Genomic DNA, 25,087 nt, shown 5'->3' on the forward strand with positions numbered 1-25,087 from the left:
GAACGCCGCCAGGATCTCCCCTGTCTAAATCACCAGCTGAGACTCGACGCTAATCAGGTGCAGGCAGGGGAGGGAGTTGCATATCGCGCAGCTGAGACATGACGCTAATCAGGTGCCTGGCAGGGAGGAGGCGCCATTTGGCAAGCATCGGCTATTGCGGTTTTTGTCCGGATCTACGGCACGGCAGCCTTCGTCTTCGTACCGCTCAATATCTCCTCCATCATCAGGTACACCCCGTTGGTCCAGCCGAAGCCGATGACGTTGGTGGTGTAGCCCGCACTGACCTTTACGTTCGCATTGCCGCTGGCCATGTTGTATTTCTCGCGGATGGTGCCGTCGGCCGCCAGGCTGCGGTCGATAGTGGCGTTGAATTTGCCGGCGATGCGATGCGCGTCCTCGTGGAAGCCGTAGGCATCAAGACCGGCCACGGCGAGCCAGTTGGTCGGCGCCCAGCCGAAGGGAGCGTTCCATTGCGCGCCGCTGGGCCGGTTGTCCATCGCCAGGCCGCCGGGCAATTCGAAGATGGAAAGCTTGCCGCGTACGGATGCTGCCTGCTGCGGCGAGGCCGCACCGGCCCACAGCGGATAAAAGGTGGTGAGATAGGGTGCATCGGATGGCTTGCCGGCGATGAAATCATAATCACGGTACATGCCGAACTCCGGACGCCACAGGTACTTGTCCATCGCTTGCTTGCGCGCCGCGGCGGCTAGCGCCCAGCGCTTGGCGTCATCCGCCTTGCCGAGTTGCTGCGCGAAATCGTGCAGATCCATCTCATAGCGATAGAGCAGGCTGTTCAAGCTCACGTCGGCGTAGTGATGGGTCGAGCCTCCGAATGGACCGTAGTGGAAATTGGTATCGAAGCCGGATTCGCGCATCGCGCGGTCACCGTGGTAGTAGTCGGCGCTCAGGCGATAGCCGTCGACCCAGTCGCCGGCGCAGACTTTTGAAGCGAGCACGTCGCAGCTCTGGGTTTTCAGGCGCTCCGCTTCGGCGGCATCCGGGTGTTGGGCCGCCTTGATCAGATAGCCAGGGTTATCGCCGGGATGGGCAATCAGCCACTTGATCACGCCGTTGTAGAACTCGCTGTCCTGGGCCTCGAGTACCGGCCCGCTGCCGAAGTCGTAGTAACGGGCGAGGCCCGTATTGCCGGCAAGATGCTCCGGCCGGGTCCAGATGTCGTGATTGCGCACAGCCAGCGGATAGGCCTTTTCCAGCCACGCGCGTTTGGCATCGGCGTCGGGGAAGCTGGCTGGATCGTTGAGCAAGGACACCATCATCCGGCTCAGGAACGGCGGCTGCGAACGGCTTAGGTAATAGCTGCGGTTCGCATTCAACACGCCACCGTAGTACTGCACCTCGAACAACGCGTTGTCGACCATATCGCGTGCCAACTCGGTGCGATGGTCGGCCACCAGGCCCAGCAGGATGAAGTAGCTGTCCCAGCCGTACATCTCGTTGAAAAAGCCACCGGGCACCACGTAGGGATGCGGCAGATAAAGCAGGCCCTGCACGGGCAGCTTGGTCGCGTCGACGTCGCCGAGCTGTTCGATGCTGCGCGGCAAGGTGTGTACGTCGATATTGCAGCGCTTCTGGGCTTGCAGAAGATCCTGCGGAGCGGTGAATTGCGCCGGCAGGTAAAGCACGGGACGGGCCCTGATCTTCGGATCGAGCAACGATTTGCACTCGTCCTGGGAGCGCGTGAGCGTAGCCCAGGCCTTGTCGATGTAAGCGCGGGTCTTGGCGGGATCGGGCTGGGCGGCGGAGGCAGTGGCCACCAGCATCGCCGATAGAAGCACGAGAGAGCTTGAATTGGCGAACGTACGGCGAAGTGTGCTTTTCATTCGAAATCTCCATCCGAGGCCATCGACGGCATGCCGGCTGCCGATCGCGTGTGCAAGATCAAAGAATAGGGCGCGTAATCGTCATGATTCCATCAGTGTTCATTCCGGCCCTCCAGGAACCACGTCGAAAGCGACGGTGAGCCTGCTCTGCTCGCTGTGGAACGGCACCGTGCCATGCCAGAAATAGGACGGAAACAACACCAGCCGGCCCGCTTCGGGCCGGACCACATATTGGGCGGGCAACGGCGGAGCCGTCACGATGCTGGGTTGTCCGAACGCAAGGCAGCCGTCCGTGCTGGAGGCATGGGTCATGCTGTCGGGCACGTCCACATAAAAGGCCGAGGAAATCCAGCCACGCGGGTGCACGTGGTTGGTGTGATAGCCCGCGCTGCGCAGGCGCACCGACCAGCCGCCATTGAAACGATAGGTGCCGCGATTGCGGCCGCGTAACGGGTCCGTGCCATGACCGATGTGTGCGAGGTAAGTGCGTATTGGCGCGTCGAATGTCTCGAACAGCGCCTGGATGACAGGATCTGGATGACGCGTCAGATCGCCAGTGGTTTCGGTGCCATGGCGCAATGACTGGAACAGCAAAGGATGGCCATGCGGATTGTGCAAGCGCTCCAGGCTGCGCTTCACATCAGCGAGGAAATGCGGCAGGTCCTGCCATGGAGGTGGCGCCTGCAGGGGTTGTGCAAGGACCAGTTGCGGGTAGTTGCAAAGGGCGTCGTAACGCTCGTCGCCAAGCAAACGCCAGGCGGTGGCTTGCAGGGCGATCAGGTACTGGTCGTCCGGTGCGTTGACCAGCAGCGCTTCGCAATGGCGCAGTGCCTGGCGCGCATCGCCGGTGCCTAGCAAGGCTGCCGCCAGCAGGTTTTTCGCCGTGGCAGCAGAGGGAGAGCGTTGCAAGGCGCGTTCCGCCAACTTCAACGCGGCCATCGGATCGAATTCCAGCGCAGCCAGCCCGGCGCGGGTCAGCAGTGCGGGAGAAGCCTGTGCATGGGCTGCCGACGCCGATAGACACAGGTAAGCGCCGTGTGCGTCGCCGGCACCCTGCAAAATTGCCGCCTTCGCGGCGAGCAATGCCTCGTCGCCCTGGAATCTTTGCAAGGCTTGATCAAGCGACGCCGTGCTTTGCGCGCTATCTCCCGTGCGCAGCCATACCAGCCGGGCAAGATGATCGTGTGCTTCGGTATGGCGCGGGTCCTGCCGCAGACAGTCACGCAGGGCAGCCTCCGCCGATTCCAGCTTGCCCAGTGCGATCAGGCTGCTTGCATGGGTGAAATAGGCGGCGGCCGTCCGATACCCTCGTCCGAGCGCGTAATGGGTGACGCGTTCGGCCTCCTCGGGCCTGGAAGCTGCCGCCAAGGCTATCGCCAGCGAGTGCGCGGCGGCGGGGTCGTTGGGCGACGCTTCTGCCCGCTGGCGATAAAAGCCGACGGCGTCATTCTGACGGCCGAGTGCCGCAAGCGCCGCGACGTGCTGTGCAACCAACTCTGCTGGAGCCTGGGCGGAGCCACACAACGGGGCGACGATCGCCAGCGCGTCGGCCGGGCGCTGCTGATCGTTGTAGTGACGCGCGAGCAGCAGTGCGGCATGCGGTAGACGCTGGGCGGCGCGATACAGGAGAGGTAGTGCTTCGTTCTGGCGACCGCTATGCAGCAGCAGCTCGCCGAGCGAGGCCCAGGTAGGTGCCCAGCCCGGATCGGCTCTCATGGCCTTGCGCAATAGCGCCTCCGCCCCTTCGACATCGCCCAGCGCTTGCCGAACACCACCGAGCAAGCGCAAGCCTTCGGCATACTCCGGATGCTGCTCGACGATCGACTGCAGCCGATCGTGCGCGGCGCGCAAATCCCCGGCCTGCAGCATCTTGCCAATCTGCTGCATGGCTTCAAGCACTGCGGGCGGAGGCGTGGACATTGCCATCACAGTGGTGTGCGAACCAGCTCCGTCCCGCCCGCCGAGTTACGCTTGACCGTTATGTCGTACTGCTTGCCGCGGAAGCTGATGCGCCGCAGCGTCAAAGACTTCCAGTCTGGCGGCAGTACCGGGGCGTAAGCGCCATCTAGGCCTTTGTCATCGATGCGCAAGCCGGTCAGGCCGTAAATCATGCTCTGCAGGAAGCCGGACGAGGTGGCGAGAATATAGCCCGCGTTGTTCGCCACCGTTTCCGTGCGCACATTGAACGGCGGTTTCAGGAAGCCGACCAGGTTGCGTTCGATCCAGTCGCCGGCGATTTTGGCGTCCCCCAGTTCCGAGGCACCCACGGCCAGCATCACCATCATCATCTCATTGGGGTCGTCACCGTGCACTTTCAGCTCATGCAACTGGAAGTCGAAGTCGTTGCGGCGCACGGTCTGCGACATCGGAAGATCGAGGTTGGGATACATCAGCCATGCCAGGGAAGACCCCATCCAGGTGATCTTGTCGTGCGGCACCGATTCGTCGAAGTCCAGATGCCGTTGCTCTTTCTCCAGGAACGGGATGTACATCTTCGCAGCGATCAGCGTCCACTGCGGGTCGGCCGGCTCGCCAACGGTCTTTGCCGCTTCCACGGCAATGTCCAGCGCCTTACGCGCGGCGGCATTGGTGAAGGAGTCGTTGGGCACGTCATCGTAAGCCTCGTCCGGGGAAGTGACGTGCATGATTTCGTAGCGGTCTGCGGCCTTGTTGTAGGTAACGCGGCTGGCCCAGAACTGCGCCACTTCGCGAATCACCGGCCAACCATCGTGTTTCAGCCAATCCTTGTCGCCGCTGGCCAGGTAATACTGCCATTGCGCAATGGCGATGTCGGCGTTGACGTGGATCTCGCGATACACGCCATAGGCGAAATGCGGAGTATTGTCCACGCCGGTTTCGGGGTCGGCCTCCCACGGATACATGGTGCCCTTCGCCCCGTACTGGATGGCGCGTTCGCGCGCCGGCTGCATGGTGCGATGGCGGAACATCACGATCGGCTTGGCGCGTTCCGGGTGCAATAGCAGCAACGCGGGGAAGACCCACGAATCGCTGTCCCAGAACGCATGGCCGGCGTAGTTCGGCGTGAGTGCGCACGCGCCCATCGGCCAGGCGGTGCCTGTCGTGGTGTTCGACAGCAAGTAGTAGAGGTCCGAGTGCACGGCCTTCTGCACGGCAGGATCGCCATCCACGACGATGTCCGACTTCCACAATTCATGCCATGCCGCCTGGTGCCTCGCGAGCAAGCTGCCGAAGCCGGTTGCGCGCGCCTGCTTGGCGAGTGCGAGATCGGCTTTCGCATCACCGCCCCAGTCCTGGCGCGACGCAGCCAGGTACTTGGTAAAGGTGTAGGTGGTTCCCTGCTTTACCTTGGCCGTGATGTGCAGCGACAGCAAATCAGAGGTCTGCTCGAGCTTCACGCTCTGGATGTCCATCGATGTAGGCAGTTGGATCGCTGCCGCTTCGGCCATGCTCAAGCCAGCCTTGGCACGACCGTTGAGCCACAGCGTCAGTTCTTTGGTATTCCCCTGATTGGCGAGCACTTGCGTGTAACCGGGGTACCACACCGCGGCACGGTCTGGTGTCGGCACCGGCTTGTTGTCGAGATTCTGGCCGCTGGCGATCACGGCGGCGATCATCTGGTCGCCGCTCATGCTGCCGATCGGAAAGCGCGGCTGGTGCTCGGACCATAGGCGCATGGGAAAGGTCAGCTCGACGCTGCCGTCGAAATGCGGCGTGATGGTGAATTGGGTGGCGGCAAGATGCGTATCGGCCTGGCTGACGAAGGTGGTGACCTTCACGTCGGTCGACTTGTTCGCATAATCGAAGCGATAGCGCGTGGTGAGCGTGCCGTCGTACATGTCTAGCGTTTGCGCGTAGTCCGCGAAGATCTTCTTGTCCAGACGGGTGGCATTGATCCAGCCGCCGCCCGGGTTGTAGTCGATCTCGCTCCAGCCAGGGATGGTGGCGGGGCGTGAGACATCCTGCTTGTCGTAATCCATGAACGCGACCATGTAGGCGCGCGCGGGCTCGGTGCCACGCGGCGTGGTCATGGTCGAGAAGTAGCCGTTGGCCAGGTAGCCGGGGAAGTAGTTGCCAAAGTTGTCGGCGGAGGCCGTAAGCACGAAGCTTGGATCGGTCGCCGCATATGACGTGGTCGCGACGGCAAGAGCGGCAAGGAACAGGCCGGGCCGGCCGAAGTAGCGAAAGTTCATGGAAACTCCAGCGATAGTGCGTGGTGCGATGGCTCCGGGACAGCCTTATTTGATAGCCAGCGTGATGCTCGCCATGGCGCTGCCGGCACGATCGGTTTCGCGTTTGAACAAGAACAGCGTGACCAGGATCAGCAGCATCGGCACCAACGAGAAATAGAACGCGTGGATGCCGTCGAAACGCGAAAACACCATCGCCGTGATGCGCGAACCGAGCGTGCCGCCGAGGGCGGAGAAGATCACGATCAGGCCGGTCATCGCCGCGTGTGAAGGCTTGGGCAGCGAGCTGAGCGCCACCGAATTGATCACCGGATAGATCGGCGCCATCAGCAGGCCGATCAATGGAATCAGGTAGGCCGCGATCGGCGCGTTCAGCCAGCCCACGTCGGCGCGCGCTACCACGCCATGGGCCAAGGGCAGGGTAAGCGTCACCAGCAAGCCCATCCCAAGCACGCAGATGTTCAACAGCACATACCAGCGCATGCGCCGCAGCAGTTGGCCGGCAATGATGCGACCTAGCGCCGAGGCACCGGCGAGGATGGTGGCGACCTGGATGCTCATCGCATTGGGTAGCTTCAGAATCTCGTTGTTGAAGGTCGGCAGCCAGGTGCTGAAGCTCTGTTCGATCAGCACATACAGAAACGCCGAAGCAAGGAACACGTAAACCAGCGGGCGCAGGAACAGATGCAGCATCTCTAGCAGCGAGCCCCGCATGGTCTTGGTTTCCTGGGTGCGGGCGGCCGACTCGTCCAGGCGCGAAGTGGCAAGCAGCAAGATCACCAGCACGCAAACCAGCGCCAGCACCCAGTAGACATTCAGCCAGGACGGATTCGCCGGCTGACTGCGATCGACGAAGGCGCTGAACAGCCAGCCGGCGAGCAGCACGCCGATCATGAACAGCCCTTCGATGGTATTGGTGAGCCGGCCGTGTTCGCCGCTATCGTCGGTGAGCAGGCCGATCGACGAATACACCGCCACCTTGGTCAACGCAAACGACACGCCCACACAGGTAAACAGTAGCTCCGTGGTGCGGAAACCTGGATACAGCGGCATCAGCACGCAAGCACAGGCAACGATGCCCAATGCGACCATCATCGCGCGCCGATAGCCAAGCAGGGGAAGGAACGATGCGACCAGGAAGGATGTGACCGCGATCGGCAGGTCCTTGAACAGCTCCAGCAGGCTCGCTTGCGGCTTGTCGACGCCGAAGGTGGAGATCGATTGCAGGATGACCGTGCCTACGCTGTTGAGCAGGATCGCAAAGACCATGTAGATCAGGGCGAGCGCGGCGATCATGCGAATCCGGTTCATGTAGACCTCGGGCGGGCGACCTTAAGGAGAACGCGGCCCGGGCCGGCAGGTGCCGGTCCGGGCCGCCAGGAGCAACGATTAGCGCTTGCTTAGAACTGGTACTTCACCTGGAAGTTGTACTCGTGGCCTTCCAGCGGTCGGGCCAGGATCACCCCGCTGGACCCCGCGGCCGAGCCGGCGATACGCGAATTGGACTCGGTAAGGCCTAGCGCATTGGTCACGTTCGAGCCCGCCAGGGTAAAGACCCAGTTGGGACCGTAGTTGTATTGTGCGCTGATCCCTAAGTCGTCGTAACTACCCAGCTGCTGCAGGCCGGTCTGATCCTGGGTATGGTCACCCACGTGCTCCCAGGTCAGCATCAGGCGCATGTCGCCATAGGTGGTGGGGATGCGCACGGCAGGCATCAGGCGGAACTGGAACTTCGGCTGACGCTGCAGCTGCTGACCATTGATGTTGGTATAGAAGATGCCGCTGGGATTGCCGGCCGTGGGCAGGCCGTAGAACGCAACGTTGCCCAGGAAGTGCGAGTAGTGGCCATCCATCCAGTCGCCCGACCAGGTGAGCGAGAAAAAGCGGTTCGGGCTGGTATAGCTCATGATGAAATTGACGCCCTTGGTGTCCGAACCGTAGGTCGCCTTGGAACCGGTCGGCACGCCCAGGTACGAGGGCTGATAGCTCAGGCCGTCAAACAGGCGATGGTAGAACGACACGTCGGCGCTGAACTGCGGGATCTGGTACTTGTAGCCGACTTCGAAGTTCTCGATCTTCAGCAGTGGCGGCGTGTCGCCGGTATTGCTGCCGCGCAGGTCGTCGAAGCTGTTGAAGTGCGCACCCTTGTTGGCGCGGGCGTACACGGACATGTTGTCCAGGATCTTGTAGGTGGCGCCGACCGTCCAGGAGGTATGCGTCTTGTTGTAAGAGGTATGCGCATAGGAGCCATTGCACATCGCCACGCTATTGTCGTACAGCGTGTAGGGATTGCCGTCGATATTGACGTTGGACAGGTTACAGACGTTGTTATGGGCGTTTTCGTTCTCGACGCGCACCGAGGCATCGAACAGCCATTGTTCGAGTTTCCAGGAATCGGACAGGTAGAACGCCTTGTTGGTGGCCTTGCCGTTCTCGGTGATGTTGTAGCCGCCGTTGTAAATGATGCCCTGCGGATTGGTCACGTAATAGGTATTCCCGCCCTGCACGTAGCTCACGGCAATCGGTGTCGCGTTGGGCGTATTGGTCATCAGCATCGGGTTACCGAGCGACCAGCGATCGTTGTCGGTGTAGTGCGCCAGGTACAGGCCGGCAGTCAGCGTATTGCCCTCGAACAATTCCTTGCTGACGCGGAAATCATTGATGAGGTTTTGGATGTTTTTGTGGATGTGCCACCAGCCCTGGCTGATCACGTCCGTGTTCGGGTCGGTGACCAGGCCGGCGCCATTGCTGTAACTGGCGGTGACCGGAACGCCTGCGGGTACGGCGTTGCCAGATTCCCACGCACTGAGCGTCTCGGGATTGTTACCCGAAAACAGTGCATTGGTGTCCATGTTGCCGCCGTCATACAGGATCTTCTCGCTGATCGACCAGCCGCCGCCGAAGTCATGATCAAAGTTGGCGCCGAGGAAGCCCAGCTTGGCGCCACGGCCGTCGGCCAGATTCGCGCTGGTGCCGCCACCCGGATAGCTTTCCAGGTACACGTGCTGCAGGGCCCTGCTGTAGTAGGTGGAGGTCAGCGGGTTGAAGCCCGGATAGGCGGCGAAGGTGCCCGAGCCGGTCTGCACCAGCGGAATCGGGGTGATGAACTGGTTCTTGTCATCGAGGTAGCGGGTCCAAAGCATGAACTCGCCATTGTCGGTGTCGTGAGTCAGCGTTGCGGTCAGCTGGCCGCCCTTGTCGGCAGCAAACTGCGGGTTGCGCACGCCGTCGGAATCGCGATAGAAGCCGCCCGCGCTGCCGTACCAGCTGTCGGCGATCTTGAAGCCATAGAAGCCATCGACGCGCTTCAAGCCATCGGTGCCGGTGGTCAGGCCGATGTCGCCGGAAGGCTTGTCCGTCCCTTGCTTGAGGATGTAGTTGGAGGTCAGGCCGATCTGGCCGTCACCGAACACTACCGACGGGCCGCCTTGCAGGATTTCCACGTGGTCGATGGTGTCGTCCAGGCGGAACATCGAGCTCTGTTCGAAGAACGACAGCGAAGGCATGCCGTAGAGCGGCGTGCCCATGATCTGGTTGGTGTAGAAGGGGGCGTCGCCGCCGCCCGGAAAGCCGGCCACTTCAATGTTGGCGCCGGTCTGGCCGCCGGTGGACTCGGGCCAAACGCCCGGGGAGGTCTTGAGCAGATCGGCGGCGCTCTTGGGGTTATCCAGCTGGATCTGCTGGGCGGAGACGCTCGTGATCGAATAGCTGGCGTCGATTTTCTTGATGCCGCCGGCGGTGGCTGTGCCAGTCACCACCACCTGCTGCAATGTTTGGGTGTTCTTGGCGTTGGCTTTGGGCTGCGTATTGCTGCTTTGGGTGGTGGGCGCGGGTGTAGTTGATGCACTTTGCGTCTGGCCATTGTCTTGCGCATACACTGCGCCTGACATGAGTGATGCGGTGATGGCTGCCGACAACGCAACGCGTGTGAAAGGCTTGGTCTTCATCGAACGTTCTCCCCAACTGATTCGTGATTCGTTTGTGATTCGGCGCCGCTTGACCGCGCCTGTTAGCCGCTTATGTCGTAAACAAACCGATGTCGAACGCGGCAACGTTCGGCACCAGCAAATCGGCCTCGGCCAGGGCTTGCGCCTGGCCAACACCCACAGCTTTCATCCCCGCTGCGTGAATGCTGGCGATCCCTGCCGCGGCGTCCTCCACGCCCAGACACTCGCTCGGCTCCAAGCCGAGGCCGTGCGCGGCGGCCAGGAAAATCTCCGGATCGGGCTTGGCGCGACGGATGTGGTTGGCGTCCACCACGTAGTCGAACAAGCTCGCGATGCCGAGTCTTTCCAGCAAAAGCGGTGCATTGCGGCTGGCGGAGGCCAGTGCGGTCTTCAAGCCTGCGCGACGTACCGATTCGACCGTATGGCGCGCGCCAGGCAACAGGTTTTGCGGGCCGAAGGTTTCGATTTGCTGGCGGTAGTAGTCGTTCTTGCGCGAGGCGAGCGCTTCTTTCTCATCTTCGGAATACGCGCGCGATGCGCGTTCCAGCAGGATTTCCAGTGAGCCGCGGCGATCGACGCCCTTGAGTCGCTCGCCCATCGAATCATCGAACGCCACGCCGATTTCCGAGGCGAGCCGTTTCCACGCGGCGTCGTGGACGACGGCGGTATCGGCGATCACCCCGTCTAGATCGAAGATGACGGCTTTCAGCGCCGGGAGTGTTGGTGCATGCAGGGGAAGACTGACCGTATGACCGGCGTTTAGCACCACCGTCTTGCCGCGGTGGAGGATTTCCAGCTGTGCGCCCTCGGTGATTGCGTATTCCACGCGGTCCTTCTTCACCTTGACGCGGATATGGTGATCGCGCCAGCGCACGCCAAAACGATAGCTGCCCCACGACGCAGGCAGGGTGGGCTCAAAGGCCGGGCGGCCGTCGACGACGCGCATGCCACCGAAACCCCAGGCCAGCGCCAGCCAGCTGCCTGCCATCGCCGCCATGTGTACGCCGTGCGAGGTATTGCCGTGCAGGTTGTCCAGATCGACGCGCAGCGTGTCGAGGAAATAGCTGTATGCCTTTTGCGCGTAGCCCACTTCGGCGGCAACCACGCTGAAGGTGGAGGCCGATAGCGTGGAATCGTGGACAGTGACACCTTCGTAGTAATCGAAGTTGCGCTGCTTGGTTTGCTTGTCGATGGCGTTGCCGGCCAGCACAAAAGCTTGCAGCACGTCCGCCTGCTTGCACACCTGGTGGCGATAGATCGTCAGCGGATGCAGCTGCAGCAGCAACGGACGATGCCCATGCTCGCTCGGGCGCGCGATCGGCAGGCGCGGCTTGTCGAGGAAGTCGTCGTCCTGCGGAAAGATGCCCAATTCAGGATCCACCGGCAGATACATCGCATCGGCGGCGGCCAGCCACGCGGCGATTTCCCTGTCCGACAGCTCCAGCTGCGTGGCTATGCGGGTGTAGTCATGCGGACGCTCGCGCCCCAGTTGTGAGGCGATCGATGCGGCGTAGCGCAGATGCTGCTGCGCCATGTGATTGGTGTAGTAGTTGTTGTCGACCAGCGCGGTGTATTCGTCCGGACCGGTTACTTGGCAGATGCAGAACGCGTTGCCGCGACGGGGGTTGTAGCCGCCCACGTGATGCCACAGGCGAGCGGTTTCGAACAGCACCTCGGCGCCGCCCTGCACCAGGAAATCGATATCGCCAGTGGCTTCCACATAGAGACGGATCGCGAAGGCGATCGCCGCGTTGATGTGGTATTGCGCCGAGCCGGAGGGGAAGTAGGCCGAGCACTCGTCGCCGCTGATTGTGCGCCACGCATACAAGGCGCCAGCCGGATGATTCATCTCGCGCGCATGATTGCGCGCACGATCGAGTGTGTGGACGCGGTATTGGAGCATGCTGCGTGCGTGCTTGGGCGAGGTGAGCGCGAGCACTGGCAGGATGAAGGCTTCGGCATCCCAGAAATAATGGCCTTCGTAGCCTTCGCCGGTCAGTCCCTTCGCTGCCGCGCTGCCACTGCCGTCCCGGGGCGTGGACTGCATCAGATGGAACAGATTGAAGCGCAGCGCCTGCTCGACGGCAGTATCGCCTTGGATTTCCAGGTCCGCGGCTTGCCAGAACGCGGCAAAGGCCCGTGCCTGGTCGGCACGGTGGGTATCGAAATCCAAGGTCAGCGCGCGTTCGAGCGTCGTGGCGACGGCATCAAGTAAGGCTGCCTCGCTCTCGCCGCCTTCGGGGCGGCTCCAGGCATAGGCTACGAATTTCTCCAGCACCACACTGTCACCCGGATGCATCTCCGCTACGTAGTGCTGCTGCACGCCGCCGTCGTCTTCGATGATCGCGCGGGCGAAGGCGAGCTGGGTTTGCATTACGCGGTGGCGCTGGCCGCAGGCCAGGCGGATATGACTGTTCTGCGTGCGCTGGCAGATCGAGGCCAGGGTGCGATCGGCATCGGAAGCCGTAACGCTCAGGCCGCCTTTTACGCGGGTACCGATACGCGGGTCGTCGCCCTGCTCGGCGGCGTTGATGCTGGCCACTAGCGCCGATTCCAGCGTGATCGGACCGCTGTAGTCCACTGAGGTGACGCGGTAGCGAATACACAGCAGGTTCGGCGTCTCAAGGGGAACAATGCGTTCGGCCTCGATCTCCAGAGTGGCGCCAGCGGGAGAGCGCCAGCGCAACGTTCGTTCCAGGCCGCCGGTGCGCAGGTCCAGTGCCTGCTCGAACGCCAGCCACTCGCCTTCGCGCAGGTGCACCGGTGCATCGCCCAGGCGCAAACCGATACGCACGCCATCCGGTACCGGGATGCGGGTATCGGTGCTACGGGCGAAGCCGGGGAAGCGCTCGTGGTATTCGATCGGCGTGCGTTCCCACACCCCGGTAAGAAAAGTGCCCTGGGTGGGGCTGCGATCTTCTTCCAGCCCGCCACGCACGCCGAGCGTGCCGTTGGCCAGAGCGAACAAGCTCTCCAGCTTGGCCAGTTCGAATCCCAGGGGACGTCTCGCGTGCACCACCCGCCAGGGGTCCGCAGATGTCTGCGCCGGCTCCATGGCTATCGCTTGTCCATCGTGGCTGTGCACGCATTCTCCCCTTGGCATCTTCGGATGGGTCTTCCCAGCGGCCGGACTCGACCATGGGGCGCGAGCATACAGATCGAATGATATCGATATCAAGATATCGATATCATCGCTGCACCGCATCATGATGCCCCGGCCTGCGTGGCGGAAATGTGGTCGGTTTGGGTCTGCGTTTGGAGCCGCAATTGGAGGAAGGGGTAGTCCTCGGGCACACTTGGCGGGCCGTACCGCTCACTGCGCCGATGCGCTTATCAGGGGGTCACCGTTTGACGCAGGCCAAGAAAAAACAACCTCTTGCGCAACGTCCCAGCCTCACTATGGCGGACCTGGCCGAGCTGGCGGGGGTATCCAAGATCACCGTGTCGCGGGCCTTGAGCGAAAGCCCGCTGGTCAACGTCGAGACCCGCGAACGGGTCCAGGCCCTGGCGCGCAAGCATGGCTACAAGTTAAACGTCAGTGCGCGCAATTTGCGCCTGCGCCGCAGCCAAACGGTGGCGGTGATCGTGGAAATGAAGCCCTCCTCCGAGCGCACCATGTGGGATCCCTATCCGCTGTCGCTGCTCGGCGGTATTTCGCAAGAGCTCACTTCGGCCGGGTACAGCGTGCTGCTTACCACCCGCCAGGGCGCCTCCCACGCCGCCGTACAAGCGGCTGATGGTCTGATTCTGCTGGGTCAGGGCGTGCACCAGGACGCAGTGCGCACGTATGACAAGCTTGGTTTGCCGATGGTGGTATGGGGAGCGGCGGGCGAGGGAGGCGATAGCCATACGGTCGTAGGCAGCGACAACCGCCAGGGCGGTGTCATTGCGGCGGAGCGCTTTCTTTCCATCGGCCGGCGGCATCCGGTGTTCATCGGCAACCCCGATCACCCCGAGATGGCGCAGCGCCTGTTCGGTTTCGTCGACGAGCTCGCCCGGCATGGCATCAAGCCGCTGCTGTTGCGCAGGGCTGATTTCACCCTGGAATCGGGCGTCGATGCCGTGCGTTCGCTGGCGGCACGCAAAGTGCGGTTCGACGCTATCTTCGCCTGCAGCGACTTGTTGGCGATGGGCGCGATCCGCGCGCTGGTCGAGCTGGGGCAATCGGTGCCCAATGATGTGTCGGTGATCGGCTACGACGACACGCCGCTAGGTGCGAGCTTCCTGCCGCCTTTGAGCAGCGTGCGCCAGAACTGGCAGGAGGGCGGCGTGCTGCTGGCACGCAAGGTGCTGGCGATGATCCATGGCCAGCCGGTGCAGTCGCAGATGATGGCGACCACCTTGGTAGTGCGCTCCACATAGGCTGGGATGGTAATCCCAGCTTCCACACGGCATCACGATGCTGGGATTGTCATCCCAGCCTACACGCTGTGCCGCGCGACACACCCTGCGGGCCTTCGGGACGTCATGTCGGGCATGTGGAATAGATCAGGGCATCCTCGGGAATTGGCTTGGTCGGCTGCCGCCTGATTGGCTCTTGCGTCGCGGATCGCTACCGTTTGAATGGGCGTATCGATGACTGCGGGAGATTCCCTATATGCGCAATGCCGATAGCGCTCGCATGGTGTTCGCCCTAGCGTTCGTGACGCTGGGTCTGCTCAGCCTGTTCTCGCAGGACTTCGCTTTGGTATGGCAACCGGTGCCCCAAGGGGTGCCGGGCCGTGCGTGGCTGGCGATGCTGTCCGGTGCCGTCATGGTTGTGGGTGGTGCCGGATTACTGGCGCGACGCAGCTTGCTACCGGCAGCACTGACGATGATGGCCTATACGCTATTGTGGTTGCTGGTAGTGCGCATACCGATGCATGAATTCACCTGCTGCCCCGAAATCGTGACCCTGGCGGCAGCGTGCTGGGTGCTGTATGCCGGCACGGCAACGCCGCAAGACAAACCCTATTTTGCTTCGTTGGCGGGTATGAATGCGCTGCGTACGGCGCGCATCGCGTTCGCTTTGGCGCTGCCGCTGATCGGACTGGAGCACCTGGTGTATGTGCAGGGAACGACCGATATGGTGCCGGGCTGGCTTCCCTTCCGCATGGGCTGGGCCTGTTTCACCGGCATTGCGCATATCGCCGCCGGCCTGGCGATCGCCCTGAATGTAGTGCCACGCCTGGCCGCAACGCTGGAAGCGTGGATGATGGGTGGCTTCACCGTGCTGGTGTGGATCCCATGGGTGGTGGATGCGCCCTCACAACGGTTCGCGTGGACGGGGTTGATGATTTCGGCGGTCTATACGGCGGCAAGCTGGATCGTGGCGGCCTCCTATGGGGAGGTGTCGTTGGTTTCTTTGGATAGCTCGCGCAACCGAAAAATTGAACTGGCTACATCACCTACACAGTCGGCTCGATCCGCACCGGCGGCGTCAGCACGAGCCTGAAGCAGCTCCCGCCACCGGCCACGCGCACATATTCCAGCGCCGCCTGGTTCGCCTCCGCCATCTGGCGAGCCAGATAAAGCCCCAGCCCGGTGCCGTACTCGTGCGTGGTGTAGAACGGCTCGAAGATCTGGGCCGCCACTTTCGGGGCGATGCCCGGGCCGCGGTCGATCACTTCCAGGATCGGCACACCATGCTCGCCGTGCCGCACTACCACCAGCACGCGGGCCGGCTCGCCGGGCATGCGGCCGTAGCGCAGTGCGTTCTGCACCAGGTTCCATACCACTTGGTGCAGCTGCTGCGAGTCGGCCACCGCGATGACTGGCTGGGCGCTGTTGTCGATCACGCGTAGCGAATCGTTGCCGATGTCGTTGCCCTGCTTGTATTCGTCGACAAAGCCATGCGCCCAGTCGCCGAGGTTCAGTGTTTCCGGACGCGAGCGTTCGCGTCGAGACAACTGCAAAATGTTCTCGATGATGTCGTTCAGGCGGCTGCAGTGGTTGTTGATAATCTCCACCATGCGCAGGTCGGTAACGCTGATCTCATTGGATTCGGCCAGCAATTGCGCCGAGTAGCGGATGGCGGCCAGCGGGTTGCGGATCTCGTGTGCGATCGAGGCCGAAAGTCGCCCGAGCGAGCCCAGGGTGAGTTCTTCCGCGCGGCGCGACACCAGGGAGGTGTCATCCAGGAAGATCAGCACCAGCGAGTCGTCGTTTGGCGCCAGGCGGCTGAAGCGCGGCACCACTTCCGGCATGCCGTCGGCCAGTTGGGTGGAGGTTTCGTCCAACTTGCCTGAGGTGATCCAGTGGTACAGGCGCCGCGACAGTTCCGGCGCCACCCGGCCCAGGTCACGCTGGTCGGAGGAAGGATTGCCCAGCAGCATCCAGGCCGATTCGTTGATCTGGTGAATGCGATTGGCGTCGTCCACCAGCATCACGCCGGTCTTCATGCGACGGATGATCAGTTCGTTGACCTGGGCCAGATTGACCAGGTCGATGCTGCGCTGTTCGGCCAGTGCTTCGCTGGCACGCAATTGGCGACCGAGCACATTGCAAAGGACCACGATCGCGAAATAGGCCATGCCGAACAGGCCTGATTCGAGGAAATCGCGGTCGTCGACGGCCGCGGGCACGGGGTGCGGCAGGGAAAACAGGGTGCGTCCCAGGACCCCCAGCGTGGCCAGCGCCGCAAGAAACAGTGCCAGCCGCAATGGCAGCAGCAGCGCGCCGCAGGCCAGATTTACCGCCAGCATCATGGCAATGCCGATGCGCGCATCATTCATGGCGATGATCGCCAGCACCGCCGCGACGATGTCCACCAGCAAGGTGCCCAGCACGCCCAGCCAGCCCAGTGCCTTGGTCAGGTGGGTGATCGAGATCACCGCCAGGGCGAACAGCAGGTAGCCGGCCGCCACCAGGTGGGCGAGGTCGACGTTGTTCAGGTGGGGCCAGCCCATCCCGCTGGGGGTGAAGGCCAGCCCGACATAGACCAGCGCCTGGGCCAGCCGGAAATAATTCAGAAACAGCAGTTCGTGGCGGGTGGTCGTGCTGTTGGGCGAATCGACGATCGCGCGGCTGGACACGGGGCGGACGCTCGATAGGGTGGGTGACTGCTCAGGTCTCCCTCTCCCTTTGGGGAGAGGGTGGGGTGGGGAACAATCTTGCGAAATAACAACATCGAAGCGAACTTCGATGCACCACTTTCGAAAGATTGACCCTTGGCCCCCATCCTACCGAACCTTGCACCCTTGTGGTGGGCGGCGCGAGATGGGCCCCTCATCCCAAGCCCGATCAAGTCGGGGGTAGGTGCTTCTCCCCGGAAGGGGGAAGGGGCGAGCGCAAAGAGCCGATTTTTATGGCCCCTTTCCATCCCATCCCGCTTCCGCGAAAATAGCAGGCCGTATTGCGCGGTTTTCCCCATGTCGAGGCATGGCCACGGCGCACTGCACGCCGGTAGTGCGAAACACCGCCGTCCGTTCCCCCAAGTCTGTGCCGTGGCTACCGCGCAGGCTCGATCCTTTCCCATTCACTCGAGGTAGCGAATGAATTTCCACGAGTACCAGGCCAAAGAGTTGTTCGCGCAGTACGGCATCGCCGTGCCGCCGGGCAAAGTCGCAAGTTCCCCCGACGCCGCCGTCGACGCCGCCAAGCACCTGGGTGGTTCGCAGTGGATGGTCAAGGCCCAGATCCACGCAGGCGGTCGCGGCAAGGCCGGCGGCGTGAAGTTCTGCAAGAGCCTGGATGACGTCCACGCCGCCGCCAAGGGCATGCTGGGCAAGAACATGGAAACCTACCAGTCCGCCGGCCGTGCGCTGCCGGTGAACCTGGTGCTGGTGACCGATGCCACCGATATCGCCAAGGAGCTGTACCTGTCGATCCTGGTCGACCGCGACAGCAAAGCGGTCACCTTCATCGCCTCCAAGCACGGCGGCGTGGACATCGAACAAGTCGCCCGCGAAACGCCGGAAGACATCCACACCATCGTGGTGGATTTCGTCGAAGGCCTGCAGCCCTACCAGTGCCGCCAGCTCGGCTTTGCGATGGACCTCAATCCCAAGCAGGTCACGCAGCTCACCAAGATCATGCTGGGCCTGTACAAGCTCTTCAACGAGAAGGATCTCTCGCTGGTCGAGCTCAACCCGCTGGCCATCCTCGAAGACGGCAACCTCGCCGCGCTCGACGGCAAGGTGAACTCCGACGACAACGCCGAGTTCCGCCATGCGGACCTGGCCAAGATGCGTGACCTTACGCAGGAAGACGCGGCCGAAGCGGCTGCCGTGCAGCACAACCTCAACTACGTGACCATGGACGGCAACATCGGCTGCATGGTCAACGGCGCGGGTCTGGCCATGGCCACCATGGACGTGATCAAGCTGGCGGGCGGCGAGCCGGCCAACTTCCTCGACGTCGGCGGCGGCGCCACCAAGGAGCGCGTCACCGAGGCATTCAAGCTGATTCTTTCCTCCGACAAGGTGAAGGCCATCCTGGTCAACATCTTCGGCGGCATCGTTCGCTGCGACCTGATCGCCGAAGGCATCATCGCCGCGGTGAAGGAAGTGGGTCTGAAGATTCCGGTGGTGGTGCGCCTGCAGGGCACCAACGTGGAGAAGGGCCGCGAAATGCTGGCCAACTCCGGCCTGGCGATCACGCCGGCTGACGATCTCAACGACGCGGCGAAGAAAGCCGTGGCTGCCGCGAAGTGAGGAGTTTTGAGTCATGAGCGTATTGGTCAATAAAAACACCAAGGTGATCGTGCAGGGCTTTACCGGCCAGCAGGGCACCTTCCACGCCGAGCAGGCGATCGACTACGGCACCAAGGTGGTCGGCGGCGTAACCCCGGGCAAGGGTGGTAGCGAGCACATCGGCTTGCCGGTCTTCAACAGCGTGGCCGAAGCGGTCGACGAAACCGGCGCCGACGCGTCGGTGATCTTCGTACCGCCGCCGTTCGCGGCCGACTCGATCCTCGAAGCGATCGATGCCGGCGTGCGCGTGATCGTCACCATCACCGAAGGCATCCCGGTGCTGGACATGCTGCGCGTGAAGAACGTGCTGGCGCAGCATCCGGAAACCGTGCTGATCGGCCCGAACTGCCCCGGCATCATTACCCCGGGCGAATGCAAGATCGGCATCATGCCGGGCCACATCCACAAGCCGGGCAAGGTCGGCATCGTGTCGCGCTCCGGCACGCTGACCTATGAAGCCGTGTTCCAGACCACCAACGAAGGCCTGGGCCAGTCCACCTGTATCGGCATCGGCGGTGACCCGATCAACGGCCTGAACTTCATCGACTGCCTGAAGCTGTTCCAGGACGATCCGCAGACCGAAGGCATCATCATGGTCGGCGAGATCGGCGGCAGCGCCGAGGAAGAAGCGGCGGAGTTCATCGGCGAGTACGTCAAGAAGCCGGTGGTGTCCTTCATCGCGGGCGCCTCGGCTCCGGCCGGCAAGCGCATGGGCCATGCCGGCGCCATCATCTCCGGTGGCAAGGGCACGGCAGCGGCCAAGTTCGCCGCGCTGGAAAAGGCGGGCGTCACCACGGTGAAGTCGCCGGCGGACCTCGGCAAGACGCTGGCGGGTTTGCTGAAGAAGTAATCGGGTCGATACGACCGATGCACAAAGGGCCGCAGCGATGCGGCCCTTTTTTATGTCCGGTTAGACTGCGGCTCAAGGCTTGTCGAAAGCGAAAACCTTGCGCGTACTTCACGAATGAAGGCATCGCCATCGTCCAGATAAAGCCCGATGATGTCTGGGTACAGCGTGCTGCCATTCATTTTATGAAGCTCGACCGCGCCCGGAGCTACGCGCAGAGCGACATTGGGTTTGTCCAGCGGCGACATTTTGGCAACCACAAGTCCGGATGACTGCCACGGGCGCGAAAGGCTTCGCCAGGCACCGTAAGGAATGCGTTCAATGGAGTGAATGGCATTGAAGGGAACCCGCCCTTCCATTCTCATGCCAAGAACCAAGTGCAGGCCGTCAGAAGTAATGCTGTGGGAGGTTTGCGCAATGGCATACCTGTCGGCACGAAAAGCGATCAGCGCGGAAATCGACAAAAAAGCGAGCCCGCTTTCAATCAGAACGCGGTGATCGGCCAGTGTTGGAACGATGTTGGCCAAAAAAAACATGAAGGGAATTTCTACCAGGACCGAGAACCAAAGAACGTACGCAAATGCCTGGTATTCGGGGCCATCGCCGGAAGTGAAGCCGCCTTGGGGCGGTTGATGCTTTTGCCATGATTTAAGAAAAACACTGAAGATCCTGCCTGCCGCCCGCGTCAGCGTTACGAAGAGATCAAGCTTTATGGGTAATTCCCGGCGCTTATGTTGCATAGCCTCTCCCCACTGACTGCGGGGTTTAGCGTGTCATTGGGTGAGGCTTGTGCTCCATGGGCAAGATCCAATCCAGGTGTAGGCGGACGCCTCGACGATGCCACCTTTTCGTTCCGCGAAGGGGGGCATGTAGGCTGGGATGACAATCCCAGCTCGGCGAGTATGCTGCTGGGATTGTCATCCCAGCCTACTCATCGCGTTACGCCGGTGCCCTTGTTCCTCAGCTCATCCATTACCATATAGCGCCAGTTGAACCTGGATAAGCAACACATGGCCGTTCTTCGTCTGGCGCTGGCCCAATACGATTTTCCCGTCGGCGCCGTCGCCGCCAATACCGCCAAGGTGCGCGACTTGATGGCGCGCGCTAGCGAAGGGGGAGCGTCGCTGGCGGTGTTTCCCGAGCTGACGATCAGCGGCTATCCGCCGGAAGATCTGTTGCTGCGCCCCAGCTTTCTCGCCGCATGCCAGGACGCTATTCAGGGGCTCGCCGCCGGCACCAACGGGCTGGCCGCGATCGTGGGGTTTCCGCACAGCCTGGGTGAGGTATACAACGCCGCGGCGCTGCTACGTGGCGGCGAGATAGCACAGATCACGCACAAGCAGATCCTGCCTAATTATGGCGTGTTCGACGACAAGCGCTATTTCCGTCCCGGCCGCACTAGCGCGGTAACGGTGATCGATGGTGTGCGCGTGGGCTATATCGTCTGCGAGGATGTCTGGCAGGCCGAACCGGCCGCGGCGGCCGCTGCCGCGGGTGCGGAACTGATCGTGGTGATCAATGCCTCGCCCTGGGATGACGCCAAACAGGCGGCACGCGAAGAAGTGCTGGTGGCGCGTGCAAAGGAAACGGGTTGTGCACTGATCTATCTCAACCTGATCGGTGGGCAGGATGAGGTCGTGTACGACGGAGGTACCATACTGGTGAATGGCGACGGCAGTGTCGCCGCACGGGCACCGTCATTCGTCGATGCGCTGCTGTGGGCGGAATTCGACGCTTCCAGCCGCACCCTGCGTGCCCTCGATTGGCCTACGGTCGAGGACACCTCGCACGAGGCCACGCTTTACGCCGCACTCGTGCGCGGCCTTCGCGACTACATCGACAAGAATGGCTTCGGTGGCGTATTGCTGGGTCTTTCCGGCGGCATCGATTCGGCGCTTACCTTGGCGCTGGCGGTGGATGCGCTGGGCGCCGATCGCGTGACGGCAGTCATGATGCCGATGCGCTACACCTCGCAGCTCTCGCTGGAGGGTGCGCGCGGACAGACGGAGCGGCTGGGCGTGGACTATCACGTGATCAGCATCGAGCCGATGTATGAGGCTTTCATGGCCCAGCTGACGCCGGTGTTCGCGGGCAAGAAAGCGGATGTCACGGAAGAAAACCTGCAGTCGCGCACCCGCGGGGTGACGCTGATGGCGCTTTCCAATAAACACAGCCGCCTGCTGCTGGCTACCGGCAACAAGAGCGAAATGGCGGTGGGCTATGCCACGCTATATGGCGACATGTGCGGGGCGTATGCGCCGCTGAAGGATGTCTACAAGACCGAGGTCTACCGGCTGTCGCGCTGGCGCAATCTGGCCGAGCAGCGCAGGCACGGGGCGGACGCGTGGTTCATTCCACCGGCGGTGATCGAGCGGCCGCCTTCGGCCGAGCTGCGCGAAAACCAGACCGACCAGGATTCCTTGCCGCCGTACGACGAACTGGACGCGATCCTGGCCCGCTTCATCGAACAGGAGCAATCGCAAGCGGAGATCATTGCCGCGGGTTTCGACGAAAACACTGTGCATCGCGTGGTACGGCTGGTGCTGGTCAACGAGTTCAAGCGGCGCCAGTCGGCGCCTGGACCGCGCGTGACGACGCGTGCGTTTGGCCGCGAGCGACGCTATCCCATTACCTCGGGTTGGAAATAATGTAGGTCGGACAGGTAGGCTGGGATGGCAATCCCAGCTGCTTTTGCACGGGATTGCCATCCCAGCCCACAAAAAAAGCCGGTGGCTTTTCGCGCACCGGCTTTTGTTTGCGAAGGGCGCTTGCTCAGTAGTGACCCGAGAACGGAATCATCTTGCGCAGGAGCGAGGGCGAATGCGGCCAGTGCGCATCCTTCAGGTACGGATGATCCGGATAGTTGAGCGTGAGCACCTGGCGCACCTGGTCGGCCTGCTGTTTCTGGTTCAGCGCCAGATAGCTGCGGCACAGGATCGCCAGGGCATCGCCGGTCTCCGGCGATTCCTGGTAGTGCTCGATCACGTACTGTGCGCGATCGGCCGAGGCCACGTACGCCTTGTTGCGCAGGTAGAACTTGGCCACGTTGATTTCGTACTGCGCCAGCACGTTGCGCAGGTAGATCATGCGCTGGCGTGCGTCCGCCGCGTAGGCGCTATCGGGGAAACGGCGGCTCAGTTCGGCGAAATCGTCGAACGACTTCAGGTTGTAGCCCTGGTCGCGGCGCGTCTGCTTGCCGATTTCCTGGCTGGTGAAGGTGCGCTCGATGAGGCCGGCCGTGCGGTCGAAGTTGATCAGACCGCGCAAGTAATAGGCATAATCCACATGTGGATTGAGCGGGTTCGCCTTGATGAAGCGGTTGACCGTGGAATAGGCGTCGTCGGGCTTGTTGTTCTTGTACTGCGCGTAAGCCAGTTCCAGCTGGGCCTGCTCATTGAACGGGCCGGACGGGAAACGGGCGATCAGACGCTGGTACGCTTTCTCGGCCGCCGAGTAGTCGCCATGGATCAGATCGTTATGGGCCTTGGAGTAAAGCTGCGGCAGCGGCAAGGTATCGAGCGGATCGCCGCCGCGATGGAACCACGAGCAGCCGCTCATCGTCAGTGCCAGGACGAGCACGATCAAGGCTTTAAGGATAGTTGTCGGGGCGACCGGCAGCTTGGTTACGCGCATGAGTTAGAGGTTCAGATGTTTGACCGAAAAGGGATCATAGCCGAAACCGGCACCCGCCCGGGGGTTCAGGGATGACCGGCTCCATCATCCGTCACGAGGCGGTCGTACCCCTGTCCGCCGCAGGCCGCAGGTTCGACCAGGCTTTGGCTGAGATGTTCCCGGACTACTCCCGTTCGCGCCTCACCGCGTGGATCAAGTCCGGTGCGGTAATACTGGACGGCGCCCCGGCCGTGCCGCGCCAATTGCTCAAGGGCGGCGAGCAGGTACGGCTGGAGGCGGAACTGGAAATCGAGGTCTCCAGTGCCCCGGAGGCCATCGAGCTGGACCTCGTCCACGAGGACGAGCACTTGCTGGTGCTGAACAAGCCGGTCGGCCTGGTGGTGCATCCCGGCGCCGGCAACCCGGCCGGTACCCTGCTCAATGCGCTGCTCCACCACGACCCGAAGCTGGCCGAGCTGCCGCGCGCCGGCATCGTGCACCGGCTGGACAAGGACACCTCCGGCCTGATGGTGGTGGCCAAGACCTTGGCGGCGCACACCGCCCTGGTCGACATGCTGTCCCGCCACGAAGTCGAGCGCCAGTACGAAGCCATCGTGCTGGGGGCCTTGATCGCCGGCGGCACCGTCGACGCCCCGATCGGCCGCCACCACAGTGACCGCTTGCGTCAAGCCGTGCGCGATGAAGAGGATGGCAAGCACGCCGTCACGCACTACCGCCTGCGCGAGCGCTTTCGCGCCCATACGCTGATCCAGTGCAATCTGGAAACCGGACGCACCCACCAGATCCGCGTGCACCTGGCGCATATCGGACATCCCTTGGTGGGCGATTCGTTGTACGGAGGCAGCTTGAGGCTGCCCAAGGGCGCTACGCCGGAGCTGGTGACCGCGTTGCGTGGCTTCCGCAGGCAGGCGTTGCATGCGGAGCGTTTGTCGTTCGAGCATCCGATGGGTGGCGAGCGAGTAAGTTTTTGCGCTGCCCGTCCGGCAGACATGGATGCGCTGGTGCAAACGCTGCATGCCGATACAGCGGCGCAAGAATGGAGTTCGCGGTGATTAAGCATGTAGGCTGGGATGCCAATCCCAGCCTACGATGGCGATTACTCTCTTTCATGTGGGTGGATGGCGTGTCGGTGTATTCATGTCATAGGGCGGATTCGTGATGCTGCCGGCCAGCGATACCTGGGTCTTCCCGGATTGGCCCGCCCCGCGTGGCGTGCATACGGCGGTGTCCACGCGTGACGGCCCCGGGGTTTCGCAGCCACCCTTTGGGCGTTTCAACCTCGGTTTGCGCAGCGGCGAAGATGAGCAGAGCGTGCGCAGCAATCGCAGCGCATTGCGTCAGTCGCTGGCATTGCCGGCCGAACCGCGCTGGCTGCGGCAGGTGCATGGTGTCACTGTCGCGGAGCTTGGTCCTCTGGCAAGTCCGCACGAACCGGAGGCGGATGCCGCCGTTTCGCATCTGCCCGGTACCGTGCTGGCCATTCTCACGGCCGATTGCCTGCCGGTGCTGTTCTGCACCGAAGACGGTGCCAGCATTGGCGTGGCTCACGCCGGCTGGCGCGGGCTGGCTGCCGGAGTGCTGGAAGAGACGATCGCGCAATTGCAGCGGCCGGCGGCCACTCTGCTGGCCTGGCTAGGGCCTTGCATTGGCAGTGCTTCCTATGAGGTGGGTGAAGAAGTGCGCAAGGCCTTTCTTCATCACGATGACGCTGCGACATCGGCCTTCGCGCCGACCCGTCCTGGCCATTGGACGTGTGATTTGACCGCCCTGGCCCGGCAGCGTCTTGCCGCCGCCGGCGTCACCCGGATTCATGGCGGTGGTTTCGATACCCGCACCGATGAACGCTTTTATTCCTACCGGCGCGAAGGTGCGCGCAGCGGGCGGTTCGCGAGCCTGATCTGGCTGCAGCCGTAGCGCGGGATTTACACCTTGGCTTAATGCCAAGCCCTGCAAAGCTTGAATAGCCAAGCCATGTCCG

16 protein-coding genes are annotated in these 25,087 nt (G+C 62.5%); 7 read left to right on the forward strand and 9 right to left on the reverse strand.

Translation table 11 applies throughout. The annotated features are described in order from the left end of the window. Positions 1 to 173 precede the first annotated feature (173 nt). The 6 genes from QQJ96_RS10345 to pgmB form a co-directional block, all read right to left on the reverse strand. The gene (locus tag QQJ96_RS10345; protein ID WP_404649217.1) at positions 174 to 1,841 is read right to left on the reverse strand and encodes a trehalase family glycosidase; all 1,668 of its coding nucleotides are present in this window, start codon (positions 1,839 to 1,841) and stop codon (positions 174 to 176) included. 99 nt (positions 1,842 to 1,940) lie between these two features. Next, on the reverse strand, positions 1,941 to 3,761 hold the full coding sequence (locus tag QQJ96_RS10350) for a putative 2OG-Fe(II) oxygenase (RefSeq protein WP_284331920.1): 1,821 nt from the start codon (positions 3,759 to 3,761) through the stop codon (positions 1,941 to 1,943). A 5-nt stretch (positions 3,762 to 3,766) separates the two neighbouring features. Further along, positions 3,767 to 6,013 carry a glycosyl hydrolase family 95 catalytic domain-containing protein gene (locus QQJ96_RS10355; protein ID WP_284331921.1) on the reverse strand — a complete coding sequence of 749 codons (2,247 nt, stop codon included), beginning with the start codon at positions 6,011 to 6,013 and terminating at the stop codon, positions 3,767 to 3,769. A 45-nt stretch (positions 6,014 to 6,058) separates the two neighbouring features. After that, positions 6,059 to 7,321, reverse strand: coding sequence for an MFS transporter (locus QQJ96_RS10360; protein WP_284331922.1), 1,263 nt, complete (start codon positions 7,319 to 7,321; stop codon positions 6,059 to 6,061). Between the two features lie 89 nt (positions 7,322 to 7,410). Beyond that, positions 7,411 to 9,957: a TonB-dependent receptor gene (locus QQJ96_RS10365; RefSeq protein ID WP_284331923.1), complete on the reverse strand. Its 2,547-nt coding sequence runs from the start codon at positions 9,955 to 9,957 to the stop codon at positions 7,411 to 7,413. Positions 9,958 to 10,027: 70 nt separating this feature from the next. After that, the gene (gene pgmB / locus QQJ96_RS10370; RefSeq protein WP_284331924.1) at positions 10,028 to 13,042 is read right to left on the reverse strand and encodes a beta-phosphoglucomutase; all 3,015 of its coding nucleotides are present in this window, start codon (positions 13,040 to 13,042) and stop codon (positions 10,028 to 10,030) included. Positions 13,043 to 13,356: 314 nt separating this feature from the next. Here pgmB and QQJ96_RS10375 point away from each other — a divergent pair, with 314 nt between their 5' ends. Next, positions 13,357 to 14,319, forward strand: coding sequence for a LacI family DNA-binding transcriptional regulator (locus QQJ96_RS10375; protein WP_284332121.1), 963 nt, complete (start codon positions 13,357 to 13,359; stop codon positions 14,317 to 14,319). A gap of 235 nt (positions 14,320 to 14,554) precedes the next feature. Beyond that, positions 14,555 to 15,391, forward strand: coding sequence for a DoxX family protein (locus QQJ96_RS10380; RefSeq protein WP_284331925.1), 837 nt, complete (start codon positions 14,555 to 14,557; stop codon positions 15,389 to 15,391). On the opposite strand, the gene QQJ96_RS10385 is transcribed toward QQJ96_RS10380, so the two are convergent. Next, entirely contained in the window at positions 15,345 to 16,970 is a 1,626-nt protein-coding gene (locus tag QQJ96_RS10385) for a sensor histidine kinase (RefSeq protein ID WP_284331926.1), read from the reverse strand. The two genes, QQJ96_RS10380 and QQJ96_RS10385, sit on opposite strands and share 47 nt — an antisense overlap. Before the next feature lie 459 nt (positions 16,971 to 17,429). Between QQJ96_RS10385 and sucC the strand changes: the two genes are divergently transcribed. Together sucC and sucD are read left to right on the forward strand one after the other, a co-directional pair. Next, positions 17,430 to 18,590 carry an ADP-forming succinate--CoA ligase subunit beta gene (gene sucC, locus QQJ96_RS10390; RefSeq protein WP_284331927.1) on the forward strand — a complete coding sequence of 387 codons (1,161 nt, stop codon included), beginning with the start codon at positions 17,430 to 17,432 and terminating at the stop codon, positions 18,588 to 18,590. A 13-nt stretch (positions 18,591 to 18,603) separates the two neighbouring features. Further along, positions 18,604 to 19,479 carry a succinate--CoA ligase subunit alpha gene (sucD, locus tag QQJ96_RS10395; protein WP_284331928.1) on the forward strand — a complete coding sequence of 292 codons (876 nt, stop codon included), beginning with the start codon at positions 18,604 to 18,606 and terminating at the stop codon, positions 19,477 to 19,479. Positions 19,480 to 19,529: 50 nt separating this feature from the next. Here sucD and QQJ96_RS10400 read toward each other — a convergent pair whose 3' ends face one another. Further along, positions 19,530 to 20,216, reverse strand: coding sequence for a hypothetical protein (locus QQJ96_RS10400; protein WP_284331929.1), 687 nt, complete (start codon positions 20,214 to 20,216; stop codon positions 19,530 to 19,532). Positions 20,217 to 20,486: 270 nt separating this feature from the next. On the opposite strand from QQJ96_RS10400, the gene QQJ96_RS10405 reads away from it, so the two are divergent. Next, a complete protein-coding gene (locus QQJ96_RS10405) occupies positions 20,487 to 22,124 on the forward strand; it encodes an NAD+ synthase (protein ID WP_284331930.1) in 1,638 nt (545 codons plus the stop codon). A 124-nt stretch (positions 22,125 to 22,248) separates the two neighbouring features. Here the strand turns inward: QQJ96_RS10405 and QQJ96_RS10410 are convergent, their stop codons facing one another. Then, on the reverse strand, positions 22,249 to 23,109 hold the full coding sequence (locus QQJ96_RS10410; RefSeq protein ID WP_284331931.1) for an outer membrane protein assembly factor BamD: 861 nt from the start codon (positions 23,107 to 23,109) through the stop codon (positions 22,249 to 22,251). Between the two features lie 71 nt (positions 23,110 to 23,180). Here QQJ96_RS10410 and rluD point away from each other — a divergent pair, with 71 nt between their 5' ends. Further along, positions 23,181 to 24,161: a 23S rRNA pseudouridine(1911/1915/1917) synthase RluD gene (gene rluD / locus QQJ96_RS10415; RefSeq protein ID WP_284331932.1), complete on the forward strand. Its 981-nt coding sequence runs from the start codon at positions 23,181 to 23,183 to the stop codon at positions 24,159 to 24,161. Between the two features lie 106 nt (positions 24,162 to 24,267). Further along, the gene (gene pgeF, locus QQJ96_RS10420) at positions 24,268 to 25,023 is read left to right on the forward strand and encodes a peptidoglycan editing factor PgeF (RefSeq protein WP_284331933.1); all 756 of its coding nucleotides are present in this window, start codon (positions 24,268 to 24,270) and stop codon (positions 25,021 to 25,023) included. The last annotated feature ends 64 nt before the right edge of the window (positions 25,024 to 25,087 follow it).

The organism is Dyella flagellata (assembly GCF_030160275.1).
Lineage (GTDB): Bacteria > Pseudomonadota > Gammaproteobacteria > Xanthomonadales > Rhodanobacteraceae > Dyella_B > Dyella_B flagellata.

What these genes read in the sequence shown, in the direction of transcription:
- pgeF (WP_284331933.1), top strand. Translation starts at nt 24,268, where the DNA reads ATGCTGCCGGCCAGCGATACCTGGGTCTTCCCGGATTGGCCCGCCCCG.
- QQJ96_RS10375 (WP_284332121.1), top strand. Translation starts at nt 13,357, where the DNA reads ATGGCGGACCTGGCCGAGCTGGCGGGGGTATCCAAGATCACCGTGTCG.
- QQJ96_RS10400 (WP_284331929.1), bottom strand. Translation starts at nt 20,216, where the DNA reads ATGCAACATAAGCGCCGGGAATTACCCATAAAGCTTGATCTCTTCGTA.
- QQJ96_RS10350 (WP_284331920.1), bottom strand. Translation starts at nt 3,761, where the DNA reads ATGTCCACGCCTCCGCCCGCAGTGCTTGAAGCCATGCAGCAGATTGGC.
- QQJ96_RS10355 (WP_284331921.1), bottom strand. Translation starts at nt 6,013, where the DNA reads ATGAACTTTCGCTACTTCGGCCGGCCCGGCCTGTTCCTTGCCGCTCTT.
- QQJ96_RS10380 (WP_284331925.1), top strand. Translation starts at nt 14,555, where the DNA reads ATGCGCAATGCCGATAGCGCTCGCATGGTGTTCGCCCTAGCGTTCGTG.
- QQJ96_RS10360 (WP_284331922.1), bottom strand. Translation starts at nt 7,321, where the DNA reads ATGAACCGGATTCGCATGATCGCCGCGCTCGCCCTGATCTACATGGTC.
- QQJ96_RS10365 (WP_284331923.1), bottom strand. Translation starts at nt 9,957, where the DNA reads ATGAAGACCAAGCCTTTCACACGCGTTGCGTTGTCGGCAGCCATCACC.
- sucD (WP_284331928.1), top strand. Translation starts at nt 18,604, where the DNA reads ATGAGCGTATTGGTCAATAAAAACACCAAGGTGATCGTGCAGGGCTTT.
- QQJ96_RS10345 (WP_404649217.1), bottom strand. Translation starts at nt 1,841, where the DNA reads ATGAAAAGCACACTTCGCCGTACGTTCGCCAATTCAAGCTCTCTCGTG.
- sucC (WP_284331927.1), top strand. Translation starts at nt 17,430, where the DNA reads ATGAATTTCCACGAGTACCAGGCCAAAGAGTTGTTCGCGCAGTACGGC.
- rluD (WP_284331932.1), top strand. Translation starts at nt 23,181, where the DNA reads ATGACCGGCTCCATCATCCGTCACGAGGCGGTCGTACCCCTGTCCGCC.
- QQJ96_RS10410 (WP_284331931.1), bottom strand. Translation starts at nt 23,109, where the DNA reads ATGCGCGTAACCAAGCTGCCGGTCGCCCCGACAACTATCCTTAAAGCC.
- QQJ96_RS10405 (WP_284331930.1), top strand. Translation starts at nt 20,487, where the DNA reads ATGGCCGTTCTTCGTCTGGCGCTGGCCCAATACGATTTTCCCGTCGGC.